Genomic DNA, 23,099 nt, shown 5'->3' with positions numbered 1-23,099 from the left:
ATATACATTTAAAGGAACCATGGATTTGGGATGTCGAATTATACCATATAGAGCTTATTTTACCGTACGTAATATGGGTAAAAACTTAGCAAATACGATTGAGTACCAAGATACATTTGTAACAGGTGGAGGGCATCAATTATACAAAAATGCATTTGTTTTTAAAGGAAGCACAAAAGATGTAATTATTATAAGTGTAGGAAATGAACAAGTAGTCAAATATATAAAAGATTTTATATGGGATTTTTAGTAATTTAATACTTAATTATGATGAAAAAGACAATAAAATTAGTTAGTATTTTGCTGGTCTGCACCTTTATAGGTTGCAAAGGAGAAATGAATGATGAGCTACTTAAAAAAGAGTTTACATCACTAGTACAATCATACTACATAAATTACCCTCCAATAAAAAGCATAAAAGATCTAGAACGATTAAAAAAATATCTAGAGATTAATCATCAGAATTTAGATATAATAAAGAAGCATAGTTATGAATTACATTTAGATTCTGTAAATCGGATATTATATGTTGAGACAAACGATATTCTTTTTCAATCTAAAGCATCTATTGACTTATTTAATGAGATAGGAATATTTGATCGTTGTAGTAATGAAAAGATAGAATATGGTCCTTTTTCAAAAGATGGAGGGTTTATTAATTCTCATGATTTCATAAAGGAACTTCATAATGCTATTAGCACATATAATATTAATTTTGGAATCCCTACTTTTAATAAAGAATCTCCTCGTTATACAAAAGTAGGCATATTATTTTCTTATGAGTACGGAAAATTATCGGTGTATTGCATTAAAAATGATGTACCTAATGAAGTTGTTAATCAGATTATGCAATTTTTAGACGATTTTTTAGCAAGTAAAAAACCATTACCATTTGATTTTGCTTTTATCCCTATAGAGATAAAATAATGTAATGAGCAACCAATATCTAGATGGTCAGATCAGTGGCATCGTTAAAGAAACCTTTGATGATGCTATCCGTAATGAAGCACTAAACGAAATAGACCAGCAACTAGAAATAGAATTCAAAAAAGAGGACCGCCCAAAAAGAAATAACAATCATTTTATATCACTGTTTCTAAAAATGTATTAAAACACATTTTACACCATACCTTATTCCACATCTTTGTACCTTTGCTTTTTTATAAAAAATTGTGAATTACGTATCAGTAGAAAATATCGCTAAAGGATTTGGAGAGCGAATCCTTTTTAAGAACATCTCTTTTGGGATTAATGAAGGTCAGAAAATTGGCTTTGTTGCCAAAAATGGAACCGGAAAAACTTCACTCCTAGACATTGTCGCTGGAGATGAAGAACCAGATGATGGACAAGTCATTTATCGTAAAAATCTAAAAGTTGCATTCTTACCACAAGAGCCTAATTTAGATCCTAACCTTACTATCGAGCAAACTATTTTTGCTTCGGATAATGAGATCCTACAGGTAATTAATGCATATGAAAAAGCATTACTAAACCCTGATGATGCAGAGGGATATCAACATGCTTTCGAAAAAATGGATGCTATTAATGCTTGGGATTTTGAGACGCAGTATAAACAAATACTTTTTAAACTTAAGCTAGATGATTTAAGTAAAAAAGTAAACGAATTATCAGGAGGGCAAAAAAAACGATTAGCACTAGCCAATATCTTATTAAGCAAACCTAATCTATTATATCTTGATGAACCTACTAACCACCTAGATTTAGAAATGATAGAATGGTTAGAAGAATATTTTGCAAAAGAGAACTTTACTCTTTTTATGGTCACTCACGATCGTTATTTTCTAGAAAATGTATGTAATGAAATTGTAGAATTAGAAAATGGAAAACTCTATAGTTATAAAGGGAATTATGCATATTATCTAGAGAATAAAGAATCTAGAATTGCTAATGAGCAAATCGCTACTGATAAGGCTAAACAACTTTATAAAAAAGAATTAGACTGGATGCGTCGCCAACCCAAAGCACGTACTACCAAATCCAAATCTAGGATTGATGATTTTTATGAAATCAAAGATCGCGCTCATAAACGTCGTAATGACCATGAGGTACAATTAGAAATTAATATGGAGCGTATGGGAAGTAAAATCCTAGAACTTCATAAAATTTCTAAATCTTTTGATAACCGATTATTATTAGACAAATTCGAATACGTTTTTAAAAAAGGAGAACGTATCGGTATCATTGGTAAAAACGGAACTGGTAAGTCTACATTTCTAAATATGATTACAGGAGCAATTACTCCTGATCATGGAAAAATAATTATTGGTGATACTATAAAATTCGGATATTATACGCAGAGTGGTATTACTATTAAAGAAGGACAAAAAGTAATTGATGTAATTAGAGAATTCGGAGACTACATCCCTCTAAAAAAAGGTAGACAAATCTCTGCCCAACAATTATTAGAACGCTTCCTTTTTGATCGTAAAAAACAATATGATTTTGTAGAAAAACTAAGTGGTGGTGAACGAAAACGGCTATACCTCTGTACCGTTTTGATTCAGAATCCTAATTTCTTAATTCTGGATGAGCCTACTAATGATCTAGATATTGTAACACTTAATGTGCTAGAGAATTTCTTATTGGATTTCCCTGGATGTTTGATTGTAGTATCCCATGATCGTTATTTTATGGATAAAATTGTAGATCACCTATTTGTATTTAGAGGTAATGGCGTTATCCAAGATTTTCCGGGTAATTATACTGATTATCGTATTTATGAAAGTAGTAAAGAACCCGAAGTAAAATCATCTGATACTACTGAGTCAAAACCAAAAAACTCTTGGAAAAAAAATCATAAAACCACACTCTCGTATAACGAACAAAAAGAGTTTAATCGAATCGAGAGAGATCTAAAAAAATTAGAAATTCAGAAAAAAGATATTGAAACCTTATTTGTTAAAGGAAATCTAGATGCCGAAAAGATTAATGAAGAATCTTTAAAACTAAAAAAAATCATTCAACAAATTGAAGAAGGAGAAATGCGTTGGTTAGAGCTTTCTGAAAAAATGGAAGGGTAATTTATTGAATTCCTCAGATGACACCTCTTAATTTGATTTAGGTTAAAAAATGTACTTCAGGATAAAGGCATATTTCAAGTTTCTTTTTAAGTCGACCAATCAACATGGGGTACACTCGCCTTTTGTATACAATCTAGTTACCAAATGTTTTTATAATACAAAAAAAAGAAAAACAGATGTATCGATACGATCAATTATTAAGGAGTCTACAAAAAAACCAGAAATTAATTATCAAACCGCAAAATTACTAAATCGCTTACTTCAATATTTAGATATTAAATCGACACTTATTCTAGCAAAACCCGCTGAGGTGATTTCTAAAATTGTAACTCTAAACAACCTTGCTATTGAGACAAGCATATCAGAAAAAAACACATATGATCTGATTTATGTAGATATAACTGATATTCATAATACCAAAACTTTAGAAACTTTATTATCTAGTATGCATAATAATAGTGTTCTTATTTTTAATGCTACTCATCAAAAACAAGAGAATGCTTTTTCCTGGAAAAAAGTAAAAGAACATTCTAAAGTTACAGTAACAATTGATATTTTTTATTTAGGATTTGTTTTTATTCGACAAGAACAAGTGAAAGAAGATTTTATAATTAGAGTATCGTAGCAGATTAATTTAGTCCTTTACAAAAAAGCCTAGAGATCTTTATAAATAACCTCTAAGCTTCGCGCAATAAATAATAGTACGTAGTCTTTATATCATATATACTCGTTCTAAATTATTTTATTTAAACATTCTCACAAACAAACCTTTACGCTTGTGGTATTGTAAATCTTTCATATCTAAAGGCTTCTTTTCTTCAGTAAAACAGATACTCTCTATATACTCATCATAAGTCATTCCTTTTTCTTCTAAGAAACCTATTAAGTACTTTTCTGCAACTTCTACCCCTCTTGCTTCTTCAATCGATAAAATCTTTCTGTATAATTCGCTTACTAAATCTATCGTCTTTTTTGGAGGAGCTTTTCTTCTTGCAAAATAAGACGATGCCTCACCTGTATCATCTAACTTAACTTCAAAATCAGTGATTACCCAATAGAACCTTCCGTCTTTTGCTAAATTTTTTACAACAGCATGCATGTTCTTTTTTTCCCCTAATCTTTCCCATAACCATTTAAAAACTACTTTAGGCATATCCGGATGCCTAATTACATTATGAGGTTGACCGATCAGCTCATGCTCTTCATAACCAGATATCTCCATAAAATAATCATTCGCATACTCTATAATCCCTTTAGGATCTGTTTTACTCATAATTGTTTTCTTTGGGTCTAAAGGAATCTCTACATTAATAGGAGCGGGACGTTTTAGTATTTTCATTTTACGTATTGTTAGTTAGTAATTTAGTGCAAAATTAAACGTAACAGGGGCTCTAAAAAATGACAAAAATCATAGTATTATTGGGAGTATCTATAAACATTTAAATGATTATGTGTTTACAGTAAATCCTACTATAGTTTATGATACCAAAGGTTCTAAAAAAACATTTTTTCATTAGAGTGTAACAACTTTTTGCCTACTGCGTCATATAGTCTAAACAATGTATCTTAACAATCTGTAAAGAATATAGTACCATATGGAAAATGTGATAGAGATTAGAGGGATTATCAGAAATTTTCAACTAGGTCAGGAAACGGTTTATGTACTTAAAGGGATTGATCTTGATATTATTCGTGGAGAATATCTAGCAATAATGGGACCTTCGGGGTCAGGAAAATCTACGCTGATGAATCTTCTAGGCTGTCTTGATACTCCTACAGGAGGAACATACACTCTAAACGGGAACGATGTTAGCAAGATGACAGATAATGAACTGGCAGATATACGTAATCGCGAAATTGGTTTTGTTTTTCAAACTTTCAATTTATTACCCAGAACTACTGCATTAGATAACGTTGCATTACCAATGGTATATGCAGGTATTTCTAAAAAAGATAGAACTACTAGAGCCGAAGAAGTGCTTACAGATGTTGGACTCTCTGACAGAATGGATCATAAACCAAATCAATTATCTGGGGGACAGCGACAGCGTGTAGCCGTAGGGCGTGCATTAGTAAACAAACCTTCAATCATATTAGCAGATGAACCTACAGGAAATTTAGATTCTAAAACTTCATTAGAAATCATGCAGCTTTTTGACGAAATTCATGCTGCTGGTAATACTGTAATCCTAGTTACTCATGAAGAAGAAGTCGCAGAACATGCACATAGAGTTATTCGTCTACGTGATGGTATGATCGAAAGTGATGTACGAAATAGATAACATTTATAATCACACTCTATCATTGATTATAAATACTACCCACTAATAATCATCTAGTAGATAAAAAATAGGGTTCTGGGAACGTTTTTACTTCTAGACCGTTAACTAAACTAAATACTACATTAGTCACTAATGCAGCTGCTAGAAAAGAACCTACTACTAATTGTGGTGGTGTGATTTTTGTAGCGTTTACTTTATATGATTCATAAAAATCATAAAACCATGTTAGATCCATACTTTTCTCATACTTAAAATAATCAAGCATATTCTGAATCAAAACTAACTCAAAACTACCTTCATTACGAGCAACATCATATATTTGTTCACTATCTGGTGTAACGACATATACTGCTCCTGCCCAACCAAAATTTAATGGATGGATTACCGGTATTCCTTTTTCTTTACACTCTTGGTCAAAAGCAAAGGGTGTATCTGCTGTATCAAAATCAATAGCATTAACCGCAATATCACATCCTTGTAAATATTCCGGAATAGTATCTGGTTCTAAAAATAAATGATGATATTCTATTTTTGCATTAGGATTAATAGCCAAAAGTCGTTGTGTTATTGCCTCTACTTTAGATACATTAATGTCTTTTTCTTGGTAATTCTGGCGATTTAAATTTGATAGCTCCACCTCATCTCCATCTATAAACACAAAATTCTCAAATCCTAACCTTAATAAATTCTCCGCCAAAACACTTCCAAGGCCAACCCCTCCAAAAAGAATCTTTACATCCTTAATTTTATCTTGTTGCTCTGGTGTAATATATAGTACATTTTTATGATATCGCTCACTATCGTGCATTTCAGGAATACTTTTCTTCTTTTCTTCAGGCATTAATTTTTCTAACATTAGTACACTTTATTTTATTATTTTTTTTGCTAAAAACAGTTAAAGTACTTTTCTTAATTACATCAAAACATTTTTTAACACACTTTGTTCTATAGGATTATTTTTGAGCCATTTATCAATATTCTCTCCCGTAAAAATTACAGGATATGTTGGACTACCTAAACACTCTTTAACTTTTCCTACAATCTCCATATGAATCCCTAAATCCTGAAATATTTGATGAATCAAGACATCTGATTCTGCGATCATTAAACTATTAGGTTTATGGTTAATTACTCGTAGAGAGTGTATTAATAAGAGACGCACCATCTGCATCGAAGTAAGAGTTGAATTCTGAGCCCGTAATACTATAGAATCTATTGCTAATCTCCCTAAATGCCATACTTCATCTACTTTTAGGTTCTTTTGGCTAATTATTCTTTCGATATCAATATTAAACTCGTATTCTATAGGAAAAGTCTTTTTATTAGACCTTTTTGTTGCTTTTATAGTTCCTAAAAATTTTTGTTTTGAGCTTCTAAACCCAAAATATACAGAGTCATCAAAATGGTTATAATCACTTTGCTTCATTTCCTCTAACTCTTTAGTATTCGGTAGCCAATCATATTTTTTTAAATAGTGATATGAGTACATTTCAAAAACAAATTCAGAAAATTCAGAAAGATTTGTTTTCCCTACTTGATATAAATTTATCGTATCAAAATTCTCTATCAAACAATCATCTTTAGGTTGGTTTATTATTCCCATTAATTACATTCATTATAATACTAATACAATATTAAGTTCTGATAAAAATTTATATAAAACCTAAACTCCTATGCCTTGATAAAAATATACTACTGTACTGTTTAAAAAAGAGGTATTTTATATTTGTCGCATTTCTATTGATAAGTGCTTAGTGCTAATTTTATAAGTGCTAAAATTGAAGGAGACACAAAATACAGAACGTTAAAACAGGTTTATAAACAAATACACATATACTTAATTGAATAGAAGGTTTTAATTTGTATTTTGGATTTATTTTTAATCAAATTTTATGAAACCTTTATACATCTTACTTCTTATTAAAGCTTATTTTGGGGTTCTTCTTCTTATTTCGTATTTCACAGGAAAAAATTCAGGAAATGATGCTTTTTTTAAAGCTAATCGACAATCACCATGGTATATTGTTGCTTTTGGGATGATTGGAGCCTCATTAAGTGGTGTTACTTTTATTTCAGTTCCAGGCTGGGTAGAAGCTTCACAATTTAGCTATATGCAGGTAGTATTAGGATATATATTAGGATATATTGTTATAGGTTTAGTATTACTACCTCTCTATTATAGGCTTAATCTTACTTCTATTTATACATATCTAGAAGAGCGTTTTGGTACGTATTCTTATAAAACTGGAGCCTCTTTTTTTATACTATCACGAGTAGTTGGAGCAAGTTTTAGGCTATTTTTAGTTGCCAATGTTTTACAATCTATATTATTTGATGCATTACATATCCCTTTTTGGGTTACTGTTATCATAACTATTTTACTAATCTGGCTATACACCTTTAAATCTGGAATCAAAACCATTGTTTGGACAGATACATTACAGACCTTATTTATGCTAATTGCGCTGGGAGTAGCGATATATTATATTTCTGATGATTTAGGAATTCAGGGGTCAAATTTGCTTACATATATTATAGATAGTGATCTTTCTAAAACATTTTTCTTTGATGATTTTAAAAGTGCAAATTATTTTTGGAAACAATTTTTATCAGGAGCTTTTATCGCTATTGTTATGACAGGATTAGATCAGGATATGATGCAAAAAAATCTTACCTGTAGAAGCCTTAAAGATGCACAAAAAAACATGTTTTGGTTTACCATTGTACTAACTGTGGTAAATTTTATATTTTTAGGACTTGGATTATTACTAACACAATATGCATCACAGTATGGTATTGATGCTCATAAAGATCAACTTTTCTCTACAATTGCTACTCAGAATGGTGTAGGAATTGCAATCTTTTTTGTTCTTGGTCTTATAGCAGCAGCTTATAGTAGTGCTGATAGTGCATTAACTTCATTAACGACATCGTTTAGTATAGATATTCTGGGTATTGAGAAGAATTATGATGTAGCTGATCAGGTTAAAATCAGAAAAAAAATTCATATCCTATTCTCTTTTATCTTAGTAACAGTAATAATTGCGTTTAAGTATATTATAAAAGATGAAAGTGTAATTGCTAAGCTTTTTGTATTTGCTGGATATACCTATGGTCCTTTATTAGGGTTATATGCTTTTGGGCTGTTTACTAAATTTAAAGTCAAAGATCATTTAGTTCCAATTATTGGAATCTTATCTCCTATTTTATCATATATCATTAGCATTAATAGTGAGATCTGGTTCGGCTTTAAGTTTGGTTTTTTTATTCTAATTCTTAATGGAATTTTAACTTTTTTAGGATTAATACTGATTCGTAGAAAGTAATACCAAGGTACACGCTATTTCTACCGCTATCCCTGCTTGTTTTAATTTCTCATAGAATTCAGGGTTTTCTGTACCTGGATTAAAAATTACTCTTCTAGGTTTTAACTGTAATATCTGATCATAATATTCTTGTTGTCTAAAAGGGTTTAGATATAAAGTAACTGTATCAATATTTTTTACACTTCCTATACTAGTTTGTATAGTTACACCTGTAACTTCTCCTTTTTTTAAACCAATAGCTACGACCTGATGATTATAGCTTATCAATCTACGAATAGCGATATTCGAATACCTATCTGTTTTTAAAGAAGCTCCCAGTACTAATGTTTTGATGCTCATGAGTGTTTTTTAATAATTATAATATAATTTTTGTTAATCGATTTAGGTTATTTATAGTGATCGTAAGAAGTATCTCCATATAAATTATTTAGTATTCATCCAATGTGTCTTATCAATAGAAAAAATATTAAAAGATTCTATTTTATTTTCGAAAATCATTCCGTTTTTTAGCGCACCTTTTTCAGAACCTATGTTATCTATATGAACCATTGAAATTAATGAGTTTTCAAAATTATTTTCAAATGCAAAATTCTTACATCTAATTGCCGATTCTGATGCAAATCCTTGGTTCCAAAATTCTAGAAGTATAGAGTACCCTATTTCTAACCTCTTATAATTTTTAACAGTCTGAACCAAAAGACCACACTGACCTACAAGTTTATTTGTTTTTTTATCAATTAATACATTTATTCCGCCCAGATTATTTTCGTATCTATAAAACACCTTATCAAACCATATTTTACATAATTCTTTATCAGATAAATTGGGTCTAGGTCTAAAAATTCAGCGATATTATTTACACTAAATAAATTTATCCAAGATTCAAAATCTTCATCTTTGAGCAATCTAAATTTTAATTTTTCTGTTTCCTCTCCTATTAGTAAATATTTCATTTAGTTCCTAATCAATAATAAAAATAATTAAAGTAAAACATAAATGTTAAAAATAAAACGAAAAATGTTAAAAATAGAAGAAAATTGTAATACCTATTACAGCATAACGTCTTATATACAAAGAGTAATTTTTTCATAATAAAGTAGTTGAATAGTATAATAATCGAATTTCATTCGTAATTGATAGTTAGTGTTAATAACTCGATTATTAGACAAAAAAACCGCCTCTCTGTTTAAAGGGGGCGGTTTTTAATTATTTAATATTATGTTAAAGTTAAAAAAAAGGTGTAACAGAGTTTAAGCTCTCCCGTCTTACCATTATACAATACTGTTAATCAACATGCAAAATTTATCAAAAAACTATGTATTTGTATTATGTTATACAAAGTACAATGCATAACAAACATCAATCAAATAACTGTTCAGATGAAAACAATCAATCAAAAAATCACTTTTCTCTTTTTTTTCTTTTGCTGTCTATTTATGATTGCACAACCGAGTAATAATAATATAGTAGGCTCTATACAAGGAAAAGTTATTGACAAAAATTTAAACCAGCCTATACCTTATGCCACTGTTGCTATCTATGATGGAAGTAATAAAGTGATTAGTGGAGGTATTAGTACAGAAGATGGAATTTTTTTAATCTCCGATATTCCTAGTGGAACTTATACTTTAAAAATACAATTCATAGGATACAAAACGTACTCACAACCTATAAAAATTTCTAAAAAGAATAAAAATATCAATGTCGGAACTATTCCATTAGAAGAAACTGCCGAAGCTTTAGATGATGTAACTGTAGTTGCAGAACGAACTACTATCGAACAAAAAATTGACCGTAAAGTTATTAATGTAGGAAAAGATCTAACAACAACAGGGGGCTCTGCTGCCGAAATTATGAATAATATTCCATCTGTTAATGTAGATCAAGATGGTAATATTGCCCTAAGAGGGAATCAAAATGTACGTATCCTTATTGATGGTAAACCAACGAATATAGATGCAACACAATTATTGAAGCAAATCCCTTCAACCTCTATCAAAAAAATAGAATTAATTACTAATCCATCTGCAAAATATAACCCAGAAGGGATGAGTGGTATTATTAATATCATATTACATAAAAACAGTAATATCGGATTTAATGGAGCTGTTAATCTAGGGCTTAATTTTGATAAAAATGCACGTTTTAATAGTTCTGTGGATTTAAACTACAAAACAGGGAAAGTTAATTTTTATGGTAATTATGGAAACAATATTAATAAAAGATTAAATCAAGGGTATGTACTGAGAGAAGATGAAAATTATCAAACAGATTTTAAATTTTTAGATAATAATAAATCCCATCTGTTTAAAATAGGTTTAGATTATTTTATCAATGATCATAATACAGTTTCTGTATATACGAATCAAAACTTATTTGACGGTTTAACTACTGGTAGTACTGATATTACTTTTTTTAATAAAGATCAAAATGATGTAACACAAAATCTAATAAGCGATAATGACAATTTAGGCTCTACCTATAATTTTGACTATAAGCATGATTTTAAAAAAGAAGGACATAATATAGAGTTAGAAGTTGATTATAATATTTTTGATGGTGATAATGATGATAAATTTAGTTTTCTTGGAGGTAATGGTTCACTGACCAACTATAATGATCTTATTAATAATAAAAGAAAAAATACGACCATCAATTTAGATTATATAAACCCATTATCAGAAAAAACTAAATTAGAATTAGGATATGAAGCTAGAGTAAGAAGAACTGATAATATATATACATCAACACTTTTTCCAAATTCTAAATACAATTACGATAGAAATATACATTCTTTTTATGCAACTTATGGTCAAAATTTTGAAAAATGGTCCTACCAATTAGGAGCACGAGCAGAAAATTATGAAGTAGAAGCTATTTTTAATGGAAAGAAAATATTTGAAGATGATATTTTTACAATATATCCATCAGGATATCTTAACTATACCCCTGGAGAAAAAAACAGTTATCAATTAAGTTACAGTCGTAGAATTGATCGACCAGGATTAAATCAGGTAAATCCTATACGAGAGTGGAGTACTCCTAGAATTACATCTATGGGAAATCCATCGCTAGCTCCACAATTCACCAATTCTATTGAAGCAAATTATACTCGAAAATTAGGAAAAGGATCTATTACAGGAGGTGTATTTTATCGATTGATTAATGATGAAATTAATCAAGCTCTTATAGAAAATCCAAATGTTGAAGAAGGGCAGATATTAACTTTTCAAAATTTTGATGATAATTCTGCCTACGGTATGGAGATATCCAGTAATTACAAAGCGACAAGTTGGTGGAGTTTTAATGCCAGTTTTGATCTTTATGGGCAAACCCAGAAAGGAGTTGTTAATTCTATCAATAAAGAAGTAGATGCTATTCTTTACAGTTTTAGAATCAATAATAACTTAAAAGCAACTAAAAATTTAACTTTTCAGATATTTGGGTTTTATCGAGGAGAACAAGAAGGAGTACAATTCAAAACAAAACCATTTTATTTTGTAAATACTGGTGCAAGATATAATTTTATGAAAGGTAAAGGGACTGCTAGTATTAACTTTAATGATATTTTTAATACAATGCGATTTAGGTTTTCTAGTGATAGCCCATATCCTCAGAGTGGAAAATTTCAGGGAGAAACACAAACTGTTTTCTTAGGATTATCATATCGATTCGGAGATGGAAAAAACAAAAAAGTATCTAGAAAAAGAAGAGATGACAACGAAAAATCTGGAGGAGGAATCTTATAATTCTCAATTACAGTAACACCTCAACTAATAGATCTATTACTTATTATTTCTATTTTATTCTCTTATAAAAAGAACATAAAGTTAAAAAAATGTAAAAAAATGAAATTTATGTAACACATTAAATTTTACCTCGTTTATATAAGAGAATCATGGTTATGATTTATTTGAATTAGCCTTTAAAAAATTAATAACCGAGTTGTTAAACCAGAAAAACGCGAAGCAAGGAATCTTCGCGTTTTTTTATTTAAATATATTTTTATTCTTATATAGCCATATACAATTGAGTTACCATTTAATGATAGCACTACCCCAAGTAAATCCACTACCAAAAGCGGCTAATACTACTACATCTCCTTCTTTTATTTTACCTTGCTCCCATGCCTCACTAAGTGCAATAGGAATAGAAGCAGCTGTAGTATTACCATATTTTTGAATATTATTAAAAACTTGATCGTCTGATAATTTAAACTGTCTCTGTACGAACTGAGATATTCTAAGATTTGCTTGATGTGGTATTAACATATTTATATCTACAGCTGATAAATTATTCGCTTGTAGCCCTTCGTTAATTACTTCAGAAAAACGTACTACTGCATTCTTAAAGACAAATTGACCGTTCATATATGGATAGTAAGGGATGTTTTCCGTAGGGTTTTCTGCAATAATCTCAGGAACCCAGTGACTTGTATTTGGTCCTTCTAGAGATAATTCTTTTGCATGTGCTCCTTCACTATGTAAATGAGTAGATAGAATACCTCTTCCCTCTTCTTCACTTCTTGTTACTACTGCAGCTCCTGCTCCATCTCCAAAGATTACCGAAACTCCTCTACCACGAGTCGTCATATCTAATCCTCCACTATGATTTTCACTTCCTATAACCAGTACATTTTTATACATCCCAGTTTTTATAAACTGATCTGCAACTGATATAGCATATACAAAACCACTACACTGGTTACGAATATCTAATGCAGGAATAGTTCTCATACCCATCATCTCCTGAACTTGTACTCCTCCTCCAGGAAAATACATATCAGGACTAAGTGTCGCAAAAACAATCAAATCTATATCATCTGTAGTCAATTCTGCTCTCTCTAAAGCTATTTTGGCCGCTTTTACTCCCATTACAGAAGTTGAATTACCATCTCCCTTCTTGATGTGCCTTCTTTCTTTTATCCCCGTCCGTTCCTGAATCCACTCATCATTGGTATCCATCATCTTAGAAAGATCATTATTGGTTACAATATTTTCTGGAACATAATGTCCTAAACCTGATATTTTTGAAGTATACATATAGTAATTCTCTTTTTTTCTGTTCTTAATTAAAAACTAAAGTTCAATATATGTATTCTTACGATCTTGATAAAAAAAACTTCAACTATATTCTATGCACGCATAACAACTAATAAAATATGGCTACCTTTTTGTCCAAAAACTCTAAAAAAAAGATGCATGAATTCTCGTGCATCTTTCTTATAATTTTAATTAAGCTTAATTAACTTTAAAACAATAAAATATATCATGTAAAATTAGTTAAGTAATAGTAGTTATATATATTTTTCAAAATTTCTAACTTCAATTTTTGCTTTAAGATCATTCAATAAATTGTATAATCCGAAAAATGTACGATTAATATACAAGAAATGCTTACTACCTCTATTACCATTCATTTTTCTTAATTCTGTATCCTTAGAATACTTCTCACTTAATTCTGTAATTTTACTCCAAAACTCCTTATCTGCAAAATCAAATACTGCTGCATTTAAGGGTTTTGTAAATAAGCTAAGCATCTCATGAAACAGTTTTGAAAAAAACTCTCTTTCTTCTGGAGAATCATCTTCTCTAAGTATTTCTAGCTGAACCATTTTTTGATCAAAAAAAACAGGGTCATCAATATTTTTTTGATTTGCTAACTCAAAATAAGGAGTATAAAACTCTGTAGGTATTTTTTTAACACATCCAAAATCTATTGCTATTAAATTAGTATTGTTATCAACTAAAAAATTCCCAGGATGTGGGTCTGCATGAACAGCTCTGAGAATATGCATCTGATACATATAGAAGTCCCAAAGTGCTTGCCCTATTTTATTTGCTTCTGTCTGATCTTTATTTTTTTTGGTGAACTCACTCAGATGTAATCCATCCATCCAATCCATAGTAATAATACGTTCACTGGATAAAGTCTCATAATATTTAGGAAACCTTAGATTAGGAATTTTGCTACAAGATTCTGTAATTTCCTTACTCTGCTTAACCTCTAATATATAATCTGTCTCCTCTAGCAGTTTTCCTTCTAATTCTTTAAAATACTTTTCAGAATCTTTTCCTTTTAGATTAAACATTCTGATGGCGATAGGTTTTACCATCGCCAAGTCAGAACCTATACTATTTGCAACTCCTGGGTATTGAATTTTCACAGCAAGTTTTTTCCCATCTTTATTAGCCTTGTGTACCTGACCGATACTAGCAGCATTTACAGATTGAGTTGCAAATGAATCATATAAATCTTCTGGATATTTTCCATGATATTTTTTAAACGTCTTTCGTACTAATGGTGCTGATAGAGGTGGAACACTAAATTGTGATAATGAGAATTTATCGACATATGCACTTGGTAAAATATTCTTTTCCATAGATAGCATCTGTGCTACTTTAAGAGCACTCCCCTTTAAGTTTTTAAGCCCATCATAGATATCTGCAGCATTGTCTTCATTTAATTCATCTTTAGTAAGATCCGAATTAATTGCTTTTTTACTATAATATTTAAGATAGTTTCCTCCAACTTTTACACCTGTTTTTACAAGTTCTGCTGTACGACTTAACTTTGTTGTTGGTATTTTATCAATTGTCTTCATTTATCCCTCAGATTTTATTTTGTATTTATAGTGTAGTAATAGTCGATAATTAATCAACTAATTAATTCCAATTCATTTTTTCTTTCCACAAAAACTTCCCAAAATCTAATACATTAGTCAACGGAGTATTATCAAATAAATCAAATATTGTATTCACCGATTTCTCTATAGCTATATCTGTTTTCTCGAAAGCAATAGACTCATCCTCTTGCCAAAATTTTAATAAAAATAAAAACTGCAACCAAGCTCCTTCTGAATATACTGTTTCTGAGTTTTTAATAATTTTAAATTGCTTTTCATCATTTCCTTCTTTTATCAATTCACTAGCAAATTTTTTAACATGTCTTCGTAGCCCTTTTAATTGTTTTAAATTCTCAAAAGGAACATCATACCTTTTAAGAGCAAATAAGACATAACTACGATTCAATGTTAAAAGTTCAAAAAATGTAAAAAAGAAAGTCAACATTTTTTCTCTATTAGAAAAACTTAAATATTCATCATTCTTATACATAACATCTATTGTAGTCTCATAAAAAGCTGTCCAAATACCTTTATCTAAACTTTCCAAACTACTAAAAAATGAATAAAAATCTTTTTCCTCTATCTCCACATTTTTACAAAACTTATATACTGATTTTGGATAACCATCATTTTCCAAAACATAATCCATATACTTTGATATAATTAGCTTGCTATCTACAATTTGATCATTACTTAAAGAATCCATATCTAAGTGTTTAAATTTCATATGTAAATATACTAATTGTTTAACATTACATAAAAATAGATAAACAAAATATATGTTAAAGTTGTTTCAAAAAAAATGAAACAATCATCCAGAGTCAATTACAGACTACTAGCTATAAACAAGAGATAAAAAATGATTAAATGCCAGTTTGTCATATATGCAGTATTGGTATTTTTTTTGACTATAAGAATTTGCTAATGATGATAATTTAATTAAAATAAAATAAAAATGGCAACAGGAAGTATTAATGTATCTGTAGAGAATATTTTTCCATTAATTAAAAAATTCTTGTATTCTGATCATGAGATTTTTTTACGAGAGTTAATTTCTAATGCAACAGATGCAACTTTAAAATTAAAACACTTAACTAGTATTGGTGAAACTAATGTAGAATATGGTAATCCAATTATTGAAGTTAAAGTAGATAAAGATAAAAAGCAATTACATATTATTGATCAAGGTCTTGGTATGACTGCAGAAGAGGTTGAGAAATATATCAATCAAGTTGCTTTTTCTGGGGCAGAAGAATTTTTAGACAAGTATAAAGACAGTGCTAAAGACTCAGGAATTATTGGGCACTTTGGTCTTGGATTCTACTCTGCTTTTATGGTTGCAGATAAAGTAGAAATCATTACTAAATCCTATAAAGATGAGCCAGCAGCACATTGGACTTGTGATGGATCACCAACATATAGCCTAGAAGCACATGATAAAACTGAAAGAGGAACAGAAATTATTTTACACATCAATGAAGATGATGTAGAGTTTCTTGAAGAAAATAGAATCAAAGAATTACTGGTAAAATATAATAAATTTATGCCCGTATCTATCAAGTTTGGTACTAAGACTGAAACGTTACCAAAACCTGAAGATGCTAAGGAAGAAGATCCTGCTCCAACTCAAGAAGTAGACAATATTATTAATAATCCTAATCCAGCGTGGACAAAACAACCTGCTGATTTAAAAGATGAGGATTATAAAAGCTTCTATAGAGAGTTATATCCTATGCAGTTTGAAGCACCTCTTTTTAATATCCATCTTAATGTAGATTATCCTTTTAACCTAACAGGAATTTTATATTTCCCAAAATTAGGACAGGATATGAACATGCAAAAAGATAAAATCCAATTATACCAAAATCAAGTATTTGTTACTGATAACGTAGAAGGTATAGTCCCAGAATTTCTTACCATGCTTCGTGGAGTAATTGATTCTCCTGATATCCCTCTTAATGTATCTCGTTCGTACTTACAAGCAGATGGTAATGTTAAGAAAATCTCTAGTTATATCACTCGTAAGGTTGGAGATAAGCTAAATAGTATGTTCAAAAATGATAGAGAAGATTTTGAACAAAAATGGAACGATATAAAAATCGTTATCGAGTATGGAATGTTATCCGAAGAAAAGTTTTTTGAAAAAGCTGATAAATTTGCATTATACCCAACTGTAGATGGTAAATTCCTAACATTCGAAGAGTTACAAGAGAAAATTAAAGATACACAAACTGATAAAGATAATAAACTTGTTATTCTTTATGCTTCTAATAAAGATGAGCAACATTCATATATCTCTGCTGCCAGAGATAAAGGATATGAAGTTCTATTATTAGATTCTCCTATTGTTTCTCACTTAATCCAAAAGTTAGAGACTTCTAAAGAGAATGTCACTTTTGCTCGTGTGGATGGAGATCATATTAACAACCTTATTAAAAAAGATGAAGAAACGATCTCTAAGTTATCTGATGAAGAAAAAGAAGTACTAAAAACAGATTTAGAAAAAGTAATTCCTAAAGAGAAGTATACAGTGCAATTAGAAGCTATGGATAGCGATGCCTCTCCATTTATAATTACACAACCAGAGTTTATGCGTCGTATGAAAGAAATGCAACAAACCGGTGGTGGCGGTGGAATGTTTGGTATGGGTAATATGCCAGAAATGTATAACCTAATTGTTAATACAAATCATGATTTGGTAGGACAAATTAAAGAAGCTAAAACGGATAAGAAAAAAGAACGTTTAATCAAGCAATCATTAGACTTAGCTAGACTTTCTCAAAACCTATTAACAGGAGAGGAATTGACTGATTTTATCAAACGTAGTTATGATATGATTAAATAAAAATATCGTATCGTGTGAATGCTTCTAATAATGAGGTGATAATAACACAATAAATTAAAATAAGCCGCTTCGCTGTCAAAAGCTTGAAGCGGTTTTTTTTATTATAATCTTTTTTGTTTTATATCCCAAAACTTTTACATTCGTAATGATCCTCTATAACAATACGTATGAAACGATCTAATTATATTAGTATACTCCTACTCTTCCTTAACATATCTCTATTTGGTCAAAATTGTGTTTCGGGATATGTAACTATAGAAAAACCAAATCAATGGGATGACAAAGTATATCTTAGTAAAGTTATTTTTGAAGGAAATACGAATACCTATACAACATTACCAATTGCATCCTCTCCACTAAAAAAAGATGGTTTTTTTAAGTTTGATAAAAACCTGTTTACAGAAAAAAATCATATTTATAAAATACAACTCAATCCCTTAACTGCTGAAACAAAAAAAAGACTCTCTACTACTATAAAAAATTTCAGGCTATTTATTGTCTCTAAAAATGATACTATCTTTTTTAACAAAGAAGAAAAACTATTTGCAACATACACTACTGACAATAATGCAGATCGTGAGTGGCAAAAATTGAAAAATTTTGAAGCTAAATATGAAAACTTAACCTCTGATTTTGACACAAAAAAATACCTTTTAGAAACTAAAGGTTATGTAAAAGATTCATTACAAATTTTATTAGTAAAACTTATTGGTATCAAAAAACTTGATGATCAGAATCTATTAGATAAAGACATTAAAGCAAACCCAGAATATTACATAAGTCTTTTAAAAGAACTAAAATCTAGTGAGTTAGAATCATCAACATATGCATACTTAGAGAACAAATTAGCGATACTCAATCAACAAATCACTACTCAAAAGTATCACATCAGTTTATGGACTAACGGAGTAATGCTTATCATTATACTTTCATTAACTCTTATAAAATCACGAAAAAAAGTAGTTATCCCCAAGCCTATACCATTAAGTAAACAAGAAAAAGCTGTAAAAGATCTTATCGTATGTGGAAAAAGTAATAAAGAGATTGCTAATGAATTATTTATTAGTCTAAGTACTGTAAAAACACATATCACTAACATTTACAGCAAATTAAACATTAGTAATCGACAAGATTTATTATTAAAAAAATAAAATCATACCGGTACTAGTACCTTATTCAGCATCATCCCATAGTAGTTATCATCAATTTTCGATAGTTATTTGCTTCTAAAATAAAACTATAATGAAGCAAACATATTGTCTACTGTTTTTAATAGTATCATCGATAGGATATGGGCAACCATTATATCAATTATCAGGTACTGTTACAGATCAAAATAACGCTCTAATAAAAACGGGAGATGCGTATCTCTTTTTTTTAGAAAATAAAAACCCTGTTCAACATACTACCCTCTCTGAAGGAGCATTTAATTTTAACAACATTAAAGCAGGAGAATATAAGATATCTGTAATTAGTATGGGGTATCAAAAAAAAATAAAACGTTTAAAAATTGATAGCAATAAAACTATTCAAATCCTTCTTAAGGATAACACTATTACTTTAAATGAAATCACCCTAAAAACTAAAAAGAAAGCCATCAGTTTAAAGGATGGTAATCTCAAAATCAATTTAGAAAATTCTATTTTTAAATCACTCTCCTCTCCTATAGCAATATTATCACAACTTCCCGAAATACAAATTAGTTCAAATCAAGAATCAATATCAATTATAGGAAAAGGAAACCCATTAATTTATCTAGATAATCAAAGAATTAATTTTGATCAATTAAAATCAATAGCTATAGAGCATATAAAAAGTATTGAAATCATCGATAATCCATCTGCAAAATATGATGCAGATGGAAGAAGTTTACTTCTAATTACACAAAAACACAATCGTATTGATGGATCCTCTTTTACGATATCAGAGATAGCTTCTTTTAAAAGAAAATTTAGCAATTATATAGGATTTAATTCTAATTTTAAAAAAAACAGATTAGAACTAAAAGCTAACTTTAACTATAATCAATTAGGGTTTTGGGAAAGTGCTGCTTCTAAACTCATAATACCTTTTCAAAATATTACATCACAACAAAAAACAACTGTAACAGGCCCTAGGCTACAATTTATAGCCGGCAGTGGTATTTTTTATCAGTTAAACACTGATGAGTATATCTCTGTTCAAGTCAATCTAAGATCTCAGTCTGGTAATTTTCCTTTGCAAACGACTTCATTTTTTACTAAAGATACAAAGACAGACCTAATCTTAACCCAAAGCTTAGATGAAGAATCTAGAAATTTTATAAGTAGTAACATTAATTTCAATAAAAAATTTACTAAAACAAGCTCTATATTTTTTGGCACACAATATTCTTATTACGTTAGAAATCTAAAGAACGAAATTTCTAATACCATTAATCAAATAGAAATCAAATCATCCGAGGATCGTAATCAATCTTATAAAATAGGTGTTTTTGCTGCAAAAATAGATTTTGAAAAAAAAGTGAATGATCACATGAAGTTAGATATTGGAGGAAACCTATCTCATAGTGATGCCCTTGCTTTCTCTGATTTTAAATCAAAAAAAAACACTGATACGTCTATAATTTCTACTTATGATTATAATGAAGATCTATATGCATCTTATATTGAACTATCAGGAACTATTAATAAAATTAAGTATACTGCAGGAGTTAGATCAGAAACCAATATAGTTACAGGTAGTTTTAGAGACAGCTTAGATTTATTAATAGACAGAAAACAAACACAATTATTCCCTAAAACAACCATAAAAATTCCTATTGATAGCACTAAAACTATTACACTAAACTATACTACAACAATACAACGTCCTGGCTATCTAAACGCTAGCTCCATTAGCACATTTATCAACCCTTTTGTTGAATTCTCTAGAAATGTTAACTTAAAACCTACACTAACCCAAGAAGTCTCAAGTAGTTTTATTTTAAAAAAATCGGAAATAAACCTTAGCTACTTTTATTCCAAAAACCCTATCTTCTATAGTGTAAAATTTAATCCTTTAGTAAACAAAATTATCTCATCCCCAGAAAATTTTAGACAAGAGTCTGGATATCGTATCCGTTTACGGAATACAAATACATATCGGTTTTGGAATACCACCAATACTGCCACACTAACTTATAATAACATTAAGGATGTTACCGCAGTACATAAAAAAGTACATCCATATTTGTATTATCATTCAAATAACGAATTTAAAATCGCTTCAAAAACAACTTTTGGAATACAGTTTTGGGGATTAACGAGTCGTAATGAAGGGATTTTTAAACGAAATTCGCTTTTCATTTTAGGAACTTCCTTTTCTACAACATTTTTAAAGAAATTCAATATCACTGTACATGCTAATGATATATTTAAGAATATGAATTATAAGGATTCATATACAATTAACAATATCACTTCTGATAATTTTTTCTATGTCAACGCAAAAGAAATTTCGTTTTCGATAACATACTCTTTTAATACTTTAAAGAAATCTATTTTTAAAAATAAAAATGTAGACGATAATCTAAATAGATTATAACAATGCTCTATGATATATCTACACCCTCCCTTCTAAAATTATTCTTTTTAGAAAGAAGTGCTATTTTCTTGAATAACTATCCTTGGTATAGTACACGATCTCCAACCTGATAGTTTGTGAATTATTTAGTTATCCTTTCTCATAAAAAACGAACGTTACTATAGTAAGTACTAAAGCACCAATAATGGCATTCTTTAATACTATTTTCATAATGTAATATATTTGAGTTTCGGGTTATGGACAATCGTAAAACTCTTTTCTTAATTACTTATAAACACCTAATAATCAATATATGTATCTAAAACAACCTATTCTATATCTTAACAATTAATGAGTTCATAAAATGATAGTTTTTTTGTATCTTTAAGAGACTCTAATTTTTTTAAAATTCATTCTCATGACTCCGCTATTCAAAAAATTACAACTCCCTCCTACATTAGATGAAATATTAATCCTTAATGAACCTGAAGGATTTTGTAAAGAACTAGACTGCTTAGACGATGTAATTATTAAAGAATCTTTGATTCAACTATCAGAAGTTGATTTTGCATTAATTTTTGTTACTGAAAAAAAACAAATAGAAAATCGAATAGAAACAGTATACCCTAAACTTATAGGAGATGCAATACTATGGTTTGCATACCCTAATAAAGACATTTCAGAAATTAATAGAAATTATGGTTGGGGTGTTTTAGGCGATTATAATCTAAAACCGGTGAGACAAGTTTCTATTGATAAAAACTGGACAGCACTACGTTTTAGAAAAATAAGTTTTATGAAACCAACAACATCGAATAAACGTTTTTCGTTTAGTACATCTGATAAAAAAGAAACTATCAGAACTCAATCATAATATATTTTTCATAAGAATGCCCTTATAAAAACTTATAAAGGCATTCTATATTCAATCAAAAAAACAATATTATGTATTATGAGTTACCTCTCTGCAAAGAAGTTATATATTTTACTGCATAATATTACATGAGTCTTTATCATAATTATTACTCTTCAATAATAATATGGCTATACCACATAAAATCAAAGAAATAAGAGCATAGATAAGATAATTTTCATACCACAAAAAAACTATAGACACAAAAAAACCACCTATAACAATTATTAAAACTTTTCTGGTAAAAATCCCAAAAGTTAAAAACAATCCTCCTGTAAACTTTCCAAAAGGAATTAATGACACAAACACCTTAACAAAATCTATACCAAACGAGTCGTTATCACCAAAATAAATATTCATTCGTTCTATAAGTATTAAGTATTTATACACACTATAAACGCCTAATAATGATAAGAAGACACCTAATAAAACTCTAGTAACTCGGTATAAAACAGTTCTAATTCTCATGATGGATTTGTGTGAAATTTTATGTTACAAATCTAAAGTTCACCTCGATATTAATT

21 protein-coding genes are annotated in these 23,099 nt (G+C 29.4%); 12 read left to right on the top strand and 9 right to left on the bottom strand.

What is annotated here, in order from left to right; translation table 11 throughout:
- Nucleotides 1-19: 19 nt before the first annotated feature.
- The 5 genes from N456_RS02265 (at nt 20) to N456_RS24930 (ending at nt 3,666) form a co-directional block, all read left to right on the top strand.
- Nucleotides 20-250 (top strand): hypothetical protein, encoded by a 231-nt coding sequence (locus tag N456_RS02265; protein ID WP_062053443.1) that lies wholly within the window; start codon nt 20-22, stop codon nt 248-250.
- A 20-nt stretch (nt 251-270) separates the two neighbouring features.
- Entirely contained in the window at nt 271-927 is a 657-nt protein-coding gene (locus N456_RS02260) for a hypothetical protein (RefSeq protein ID WP_062053441.1), read from the top strand.
- A 4-nt stretch (nt 928-931) separates the two neighbouring features.
- The gene (locus tag N456_RS02255; RefSeq protein WP_062053439.1) at nt 932-1,111 is read left to right on the top strand and encodes a hypothetical protein; all 180 of its coding nucleotides are present in this window, start codon (nt 932-934) and stop codon (nt 1,109-1,111) included.
- Between the two features lie 61 nt (nt 1,112-1,172).
- On the top strand, nt 1,173-3,041 hold the full coding sequence (locus tag N456_RS02250) for an ABC-F family ATP-binding cassette domain-containing protein (protein ID WP_062053437.1): 1,869 nt from the start codon (nt 1,173-1,175) through the stop codon (nt 3,039-3,041).
- 49 nt (nt 3,042-3,090) lie between these two features.
- Nucleotides 3,091-3,666 carry a hypothetical protein gene (locus tag N456_RS24930; protein WP_062053435.1) on the top strand — a complete coding sequence of 192 codons (576 nt, stop codon included), beginning with the start codon at nt 3,091-3,093 and terminating at the stop codon, nt 3,664-3,666.
- 117 nt (nt 3,667-3,783) lie between these two features.
- Here N456_RS24930 and N456_RS02240 read toward each other — a convergent pair whose 3' ends face one another.
- On the bottom strand, nt 3,784-4,380 hold the full coding sequence (locus tag N456_RS02240; protein WP_062053433.1) for a PAS domain-containing protein: 597 nt from the start codon (nt 4,378-4,380) through the stop codon (nt 3,784-3,786).
- Between the two features lie 256 nt (nt 4,381-4,636).
- On the opposite strand from N456_RS02240, the gene N456_RS02235 reads away from it, so the two are divergent.
- Complete coding sequence (locus tag N456_RS02235) at nt 4,637-5,323, top strand: ABC transporter ATP-binding protein (protein WP_062053431.1); 687 nt, start codon at nt 4,637-4,639, stop codon at nt 5,321-5,323.
- Between the two features lie 49 nt (nt 5,324-5,372).
- On the opposite strand, the gene N456_RS02230 is transcribed toward N456_RS02235, so the two are convergent.
- Nucleotides 5,373-6,179: a HesA/MoeB/ThiF family protein gene (locus N456_RS02230; RefSeq protein ID WP_062053429.1), complete on the bottom strand. Its 807-nt coding sequence runs from the start codon at nt 6,177-6,179 to the stop codon at nt 5,373-5,375.
- Between the two features lie 57 nt (nt 6,180-6,236).
- On the bottom strand, nt 6,237-6,926 hold the full coding sequence (locus N456_RS02225) for a hypothetical protein (protein WP_062053427.1): 690 nt from the start codon (nt 6,924-6,926) through the stop codon (nt 6,237-6,239).
- A 289-nt stretch (nt 6,927-7,215) separates the two neighbouring features.
- On the opposite strand from N456_RS02225, the gene N456_RS02220 reads away from it, so the two are divergent.
- Nucleotides 7,216-8,649: a sodium:solute symporter gene (locus N456_RS02220; protein WP_062053425.1), complete on the top strand. Its 1,434-nt coding sequence runs from the start codon at nt 7,216-7,218 to the stop codon at nt 8,647-8,649.
- Here N456_RS02220 and N456_RS02215 read toward each other — a convergent pair.
- Together N456_RS02215 and N456_RS02210 are read right to left on the bottom strand one after the other, a co-directional pair.
- The gene (locus N456_RS02215; protein ID WP_062053423.1) at nt 8,626-8,988 is read right to left on the bottom strand and encodes a CoA-binding protein; all 363 of its coding nucleotides are present in this window, start codon (nt 8,986-8,988) and stop codon (nt 8,626-8,628) included. The two genes, N456_RS02220 and N456_RS02215, sit on opposite strands and share 24 nt — an antisense overlap.
- A gap of 84 nt (nt 8,989-9,072) precedes the next feature.
- The gene (locus N456_RS02210) at nt 9,073-9,432 is read right to left on the bottom strand and encodes a GNAT family N-acetyltransferase (RefSeq protein ID WP_062053421.1); all 360 of its coding nucleotides are present in this window, start codon (nt 9,430-9,432) and stop codon (nt 9,073-9,075) included.
- 596 nt (nt 9,433-10,028) lie between these two features.
- Between N456_RS02210 and N456_RS02200 the strand changes: the two genes are divergently transcribed.
- The gene (locus N456_RS02200) at nt 10,029-12,398 is read left to right on the top strand and encodes a TonB-dependent receptor (RefSeq protein WP_082422404.1); all 2,370 of its coding nucleotides are present in this window, start codon (nt 10,029-10,031) and stop codon (nt 12,396-12,398) included.
- 285 nt (nt 12,399-12,683) lie between these two features.
- On the opposite strand, the gene N456_RS02195 is transcribed toward N456_RS02200, so the two are convergent.
- The 3 genes from N456_RS02195 to N456_RS02185 all read right to left on the bottom strand — a co-directional run bounded on the left by N456_RS02195 (nt 12,684) and on the right by N456_RS02185 (nt 16,001).
- Nucleotides 12,684-13,691, bottom strand: coding sequence for a 3-oxoacyl-ACP synthase III family protein (locus tag N456_RS02195; RefSeq protein ID WP_062053415.1), 1,008 nt, complete (start codon nt 13,689-13,691; stop codon nt 12,684-12,686).
- Nucleotides 13,692-13,945: 254 nt separating this feature from the next.
- On the bottom strand, nt 13,946-15,253 hold the full coding sequence (locus tag N456_RS02190; RefSeq protein WP_062053413.1) for an ABC1 kinase family protein: 1,308 nt from the start codon (nt 15,251-15,253) through the stop codon (nt 13,946-13,948).
- A gap of 61 nt (nt 15,254-15,314) precedes the next feature.
- Nucleotides 15,315-16,001, bottom strand: coding sequence for a TetR family transcriptional regulator C-terminal domain-containing protein (locus N456_RS02185; RefSeq protein WP_338021343.1), 687 nt, complete (start codon nt 15,999-16,001; stop codon nt 15,315-15,317).
- Between the two features lie 228 nt (nt 16,002-16,229).
- Between N456_RS02185 and htpG the strand changes: the two genes are divergently transcribed.
- The 4 genes from htpG (at nt 16,230) to N456_RS02165 (ending at nt 22,536) form a co-directional block, all read left to right on the top strand.
- Entirely contained in the window at nt 16,230-18,119 is a 1,890-nt protein-coding gene (gene htpG / locus N456_RS02180; protein ID WP_062053411.1) for a molecular chaperone HtpG, read from the top strand.
- Between the two features lie 167 nt (nt 18,120-18,286).
- On the top strand, nt 18,287-19,270 hold the full coding sequence (locus N456_RS25210; protein WP_062053409.1) for a helix-turn-helix domain-containing protein: 984 nt from the start codon (nt 18,287-18,289) through the stop codon (nt 19,268-19,270).
- 91 nt (nt 19,271-19,361) lie between these two features.
- Nucleotides 19,362-21,683 (top strand): outer membrane beta-barrel family protein, encoded by a 2,322-nt coding sequence (locus tag N456_RS02170; protein WP_062053407.1) that lies wholly within the window; start codon nt 19,362-19,364, stop codon nt 21,681-21,683.
- A 397-nt stretch (nt 21,684-22,080) separates the two neighbouring features.
- Nucleotides 22,081-22,536 (top strand): hypothetical protein, encoded by a 456-nt coding sequence (locus tag N456_RS02165; RefSeq protein ID WP_148639148.1) that lies wholly within the window; start codon nt 22,081-22,083, stop codon nt 22,534-22,536.
- A gap of 111 nt (nt 22,537-22,647) precedes the next feature.
- Here N456_RS02165 and N456_RS02160 read toward each other — a convergent pair whose 3' ends face one another.
- Nucleotides 22,648-23,043, bottom strand: a complete 396-nt coding sequence (locus N456_RS02160) for a hypothetical protein (RefSeq protein WP_062053405.1) — start codon at nt 23,041-23,043, stop codon at nt 22,648-22,650.
- Nucleotides 23,044-23,099: the final 56 nt, after the last annotated feature.

Origin of the sequence: Aquimarina longa SW024, assembly GCF_001401755.1 — a bacterium.
GTDB lineage: Bacteria > Bacteroidota > Bacteroidia > Flavobacteriales > Flavobacteriaceae > Aquimarina > Aquimarina longa.
Note: the sequence above shows the minus strand (reverse complement) of the source record. Positions and strands in the feature narration are given on the sequence as shown.

What these genes read in the sequence shown, in the direction of transcription:
- N456_RS25210 (WP_062053409.1), top strand. Translation starts at nt 18,287, where the DNA reads ATGAAACGATCTAATTATATTAGTATACTCCTACTCTTCCTTAACATA.
- N456_RS02170 (WP_062053407.1), top strand. Translation starts at nt 19,362, where the DNA reads ATGAAGCAAACATATTGTCTACTGTTTTTAATAGTATCATCGATAGGA.
- N456_RS02215 (WP_062053423.1), bottom strand. Translation starts at nt 8,988, where the DNA reads ATGAGCATCAAAACATTAGTACTGGGAGCTTCTTTAAAAACAGATAGG.
- N456_RS02265 (WP_062053443.1), top strand. Translation starts at nt 20, where the DNA reads ATGGATTTGGGATGTCGAATTATACCATATAGAGCTTATTTTACCGTA.
- N456_RS02255 (WP_062053439.1), top strand. Translation starts at nt 932, where the DNA reads ATGAGCAACCAATATCTAGATGGTCAGATCAGTGGCATCGTTAAAGAA.
- htpG (WP_062053411.1), top strand. Translation starts at nt 16,230, where the DNA reads ATGGCAACAGGAAGTATTAATGTATCTGTAGAGAATATTTTTCCATTA.
- N456_RS24930 (WP_062053435.1), top strand. Translation starts at nt 3,091, where the DNA reads ATGTACTTCAGGATAAAGGCATATTTCAAGTTTCTTTTTAAGTCGACC.
- N456_RS02165 (WP_148639148.1), top strand. Translation starts at nt 22,081, where the DNA reads ATGACTCCGCTATTCAAAAAATTACAACTCCCTCCTACATTAGATGAA.
- N456_RS02195 (WP_062053415.1), bottom strand. Translation starts at nt 13,691, where the DNA reads ATGTATACTTCAAAAATATCAGGTTTAGGACATTATGTTCCAGAAAAT.
- N456_RS02160 (WP_062053405.1), bottom strand. Translation starts at nt 23,043, where the DNA reads ATGAGAATTAGAACTGTTTTATACCGAGTTACTAGAGTTTTATTAGGT.
- N456_RS02225 (WP_062053427.1), bottom strand. Translation starts at nt 6,926, where the DNA reads ATGGGAATAATAAACCAACCTAAAGATGATTGTTTGATAGAGAATTTT.
- N456_RS02240 (WP_062053433.1), bottom strand. Translation starts at nt 4,380, where the DNA reads ATGAAAATACTAAAACGTCCCGCTCCTATTAATGTAGAGATTCCTTTA.
- N456_RS02230 (WP_062053429.1), bottom strand. Translation starts at nt 6,179, where the DNA reads ATGTTAGAAAAATTAATGCCTGAAGAAAAGAAGAAAAGTATTCCTGAA.
- N456_RS02235 (WP_062053431.1), top strand. Translation starts at nt 4,637, where the DNA reads ATGGAAAATGTGATAGAGATTAGAGGGATTATCAGAAATTTTCAACTA.
- N456_RS02260 (WP_062053441.1), top strand. Translation starts at nt 271, where the DNA reads ATGAAAAAGACAATAAAATTAGTTAGTATTTTGCTGGTCTGCACCTTT.
- N456_RS02200 (WP_082422404.1), top strand. Translation starts at nt 10,029, where the DNA reads ATGAAAACAATCAATCAAAAAATCACTTTTCTCTTTTTTTTCTTTTGC.
- N456_RS02185 (WP_338021343.1), bottom strand. Translation starts at nt 16,001, where the DNA reads ATGAAATTTAAACACTTAGATATGGATTCTTTAAGTAATGATCAAATT.
- N456_RS02220 (WP_062053425.1), top strand. Translation starts at nt 7,216, where the DNA reads ATGAAACCTTTATACATCTTACTTCTTATTAAAGCTTATTTTGGGGTT.
- N456_RS02190 (WP_062053413.1), bottom strand. Translation starts at nt 15,253, where the DNA reads ATGAAGACAATTGATAAAATACCAACAACAAAGTTAAGTCGTACAGCA.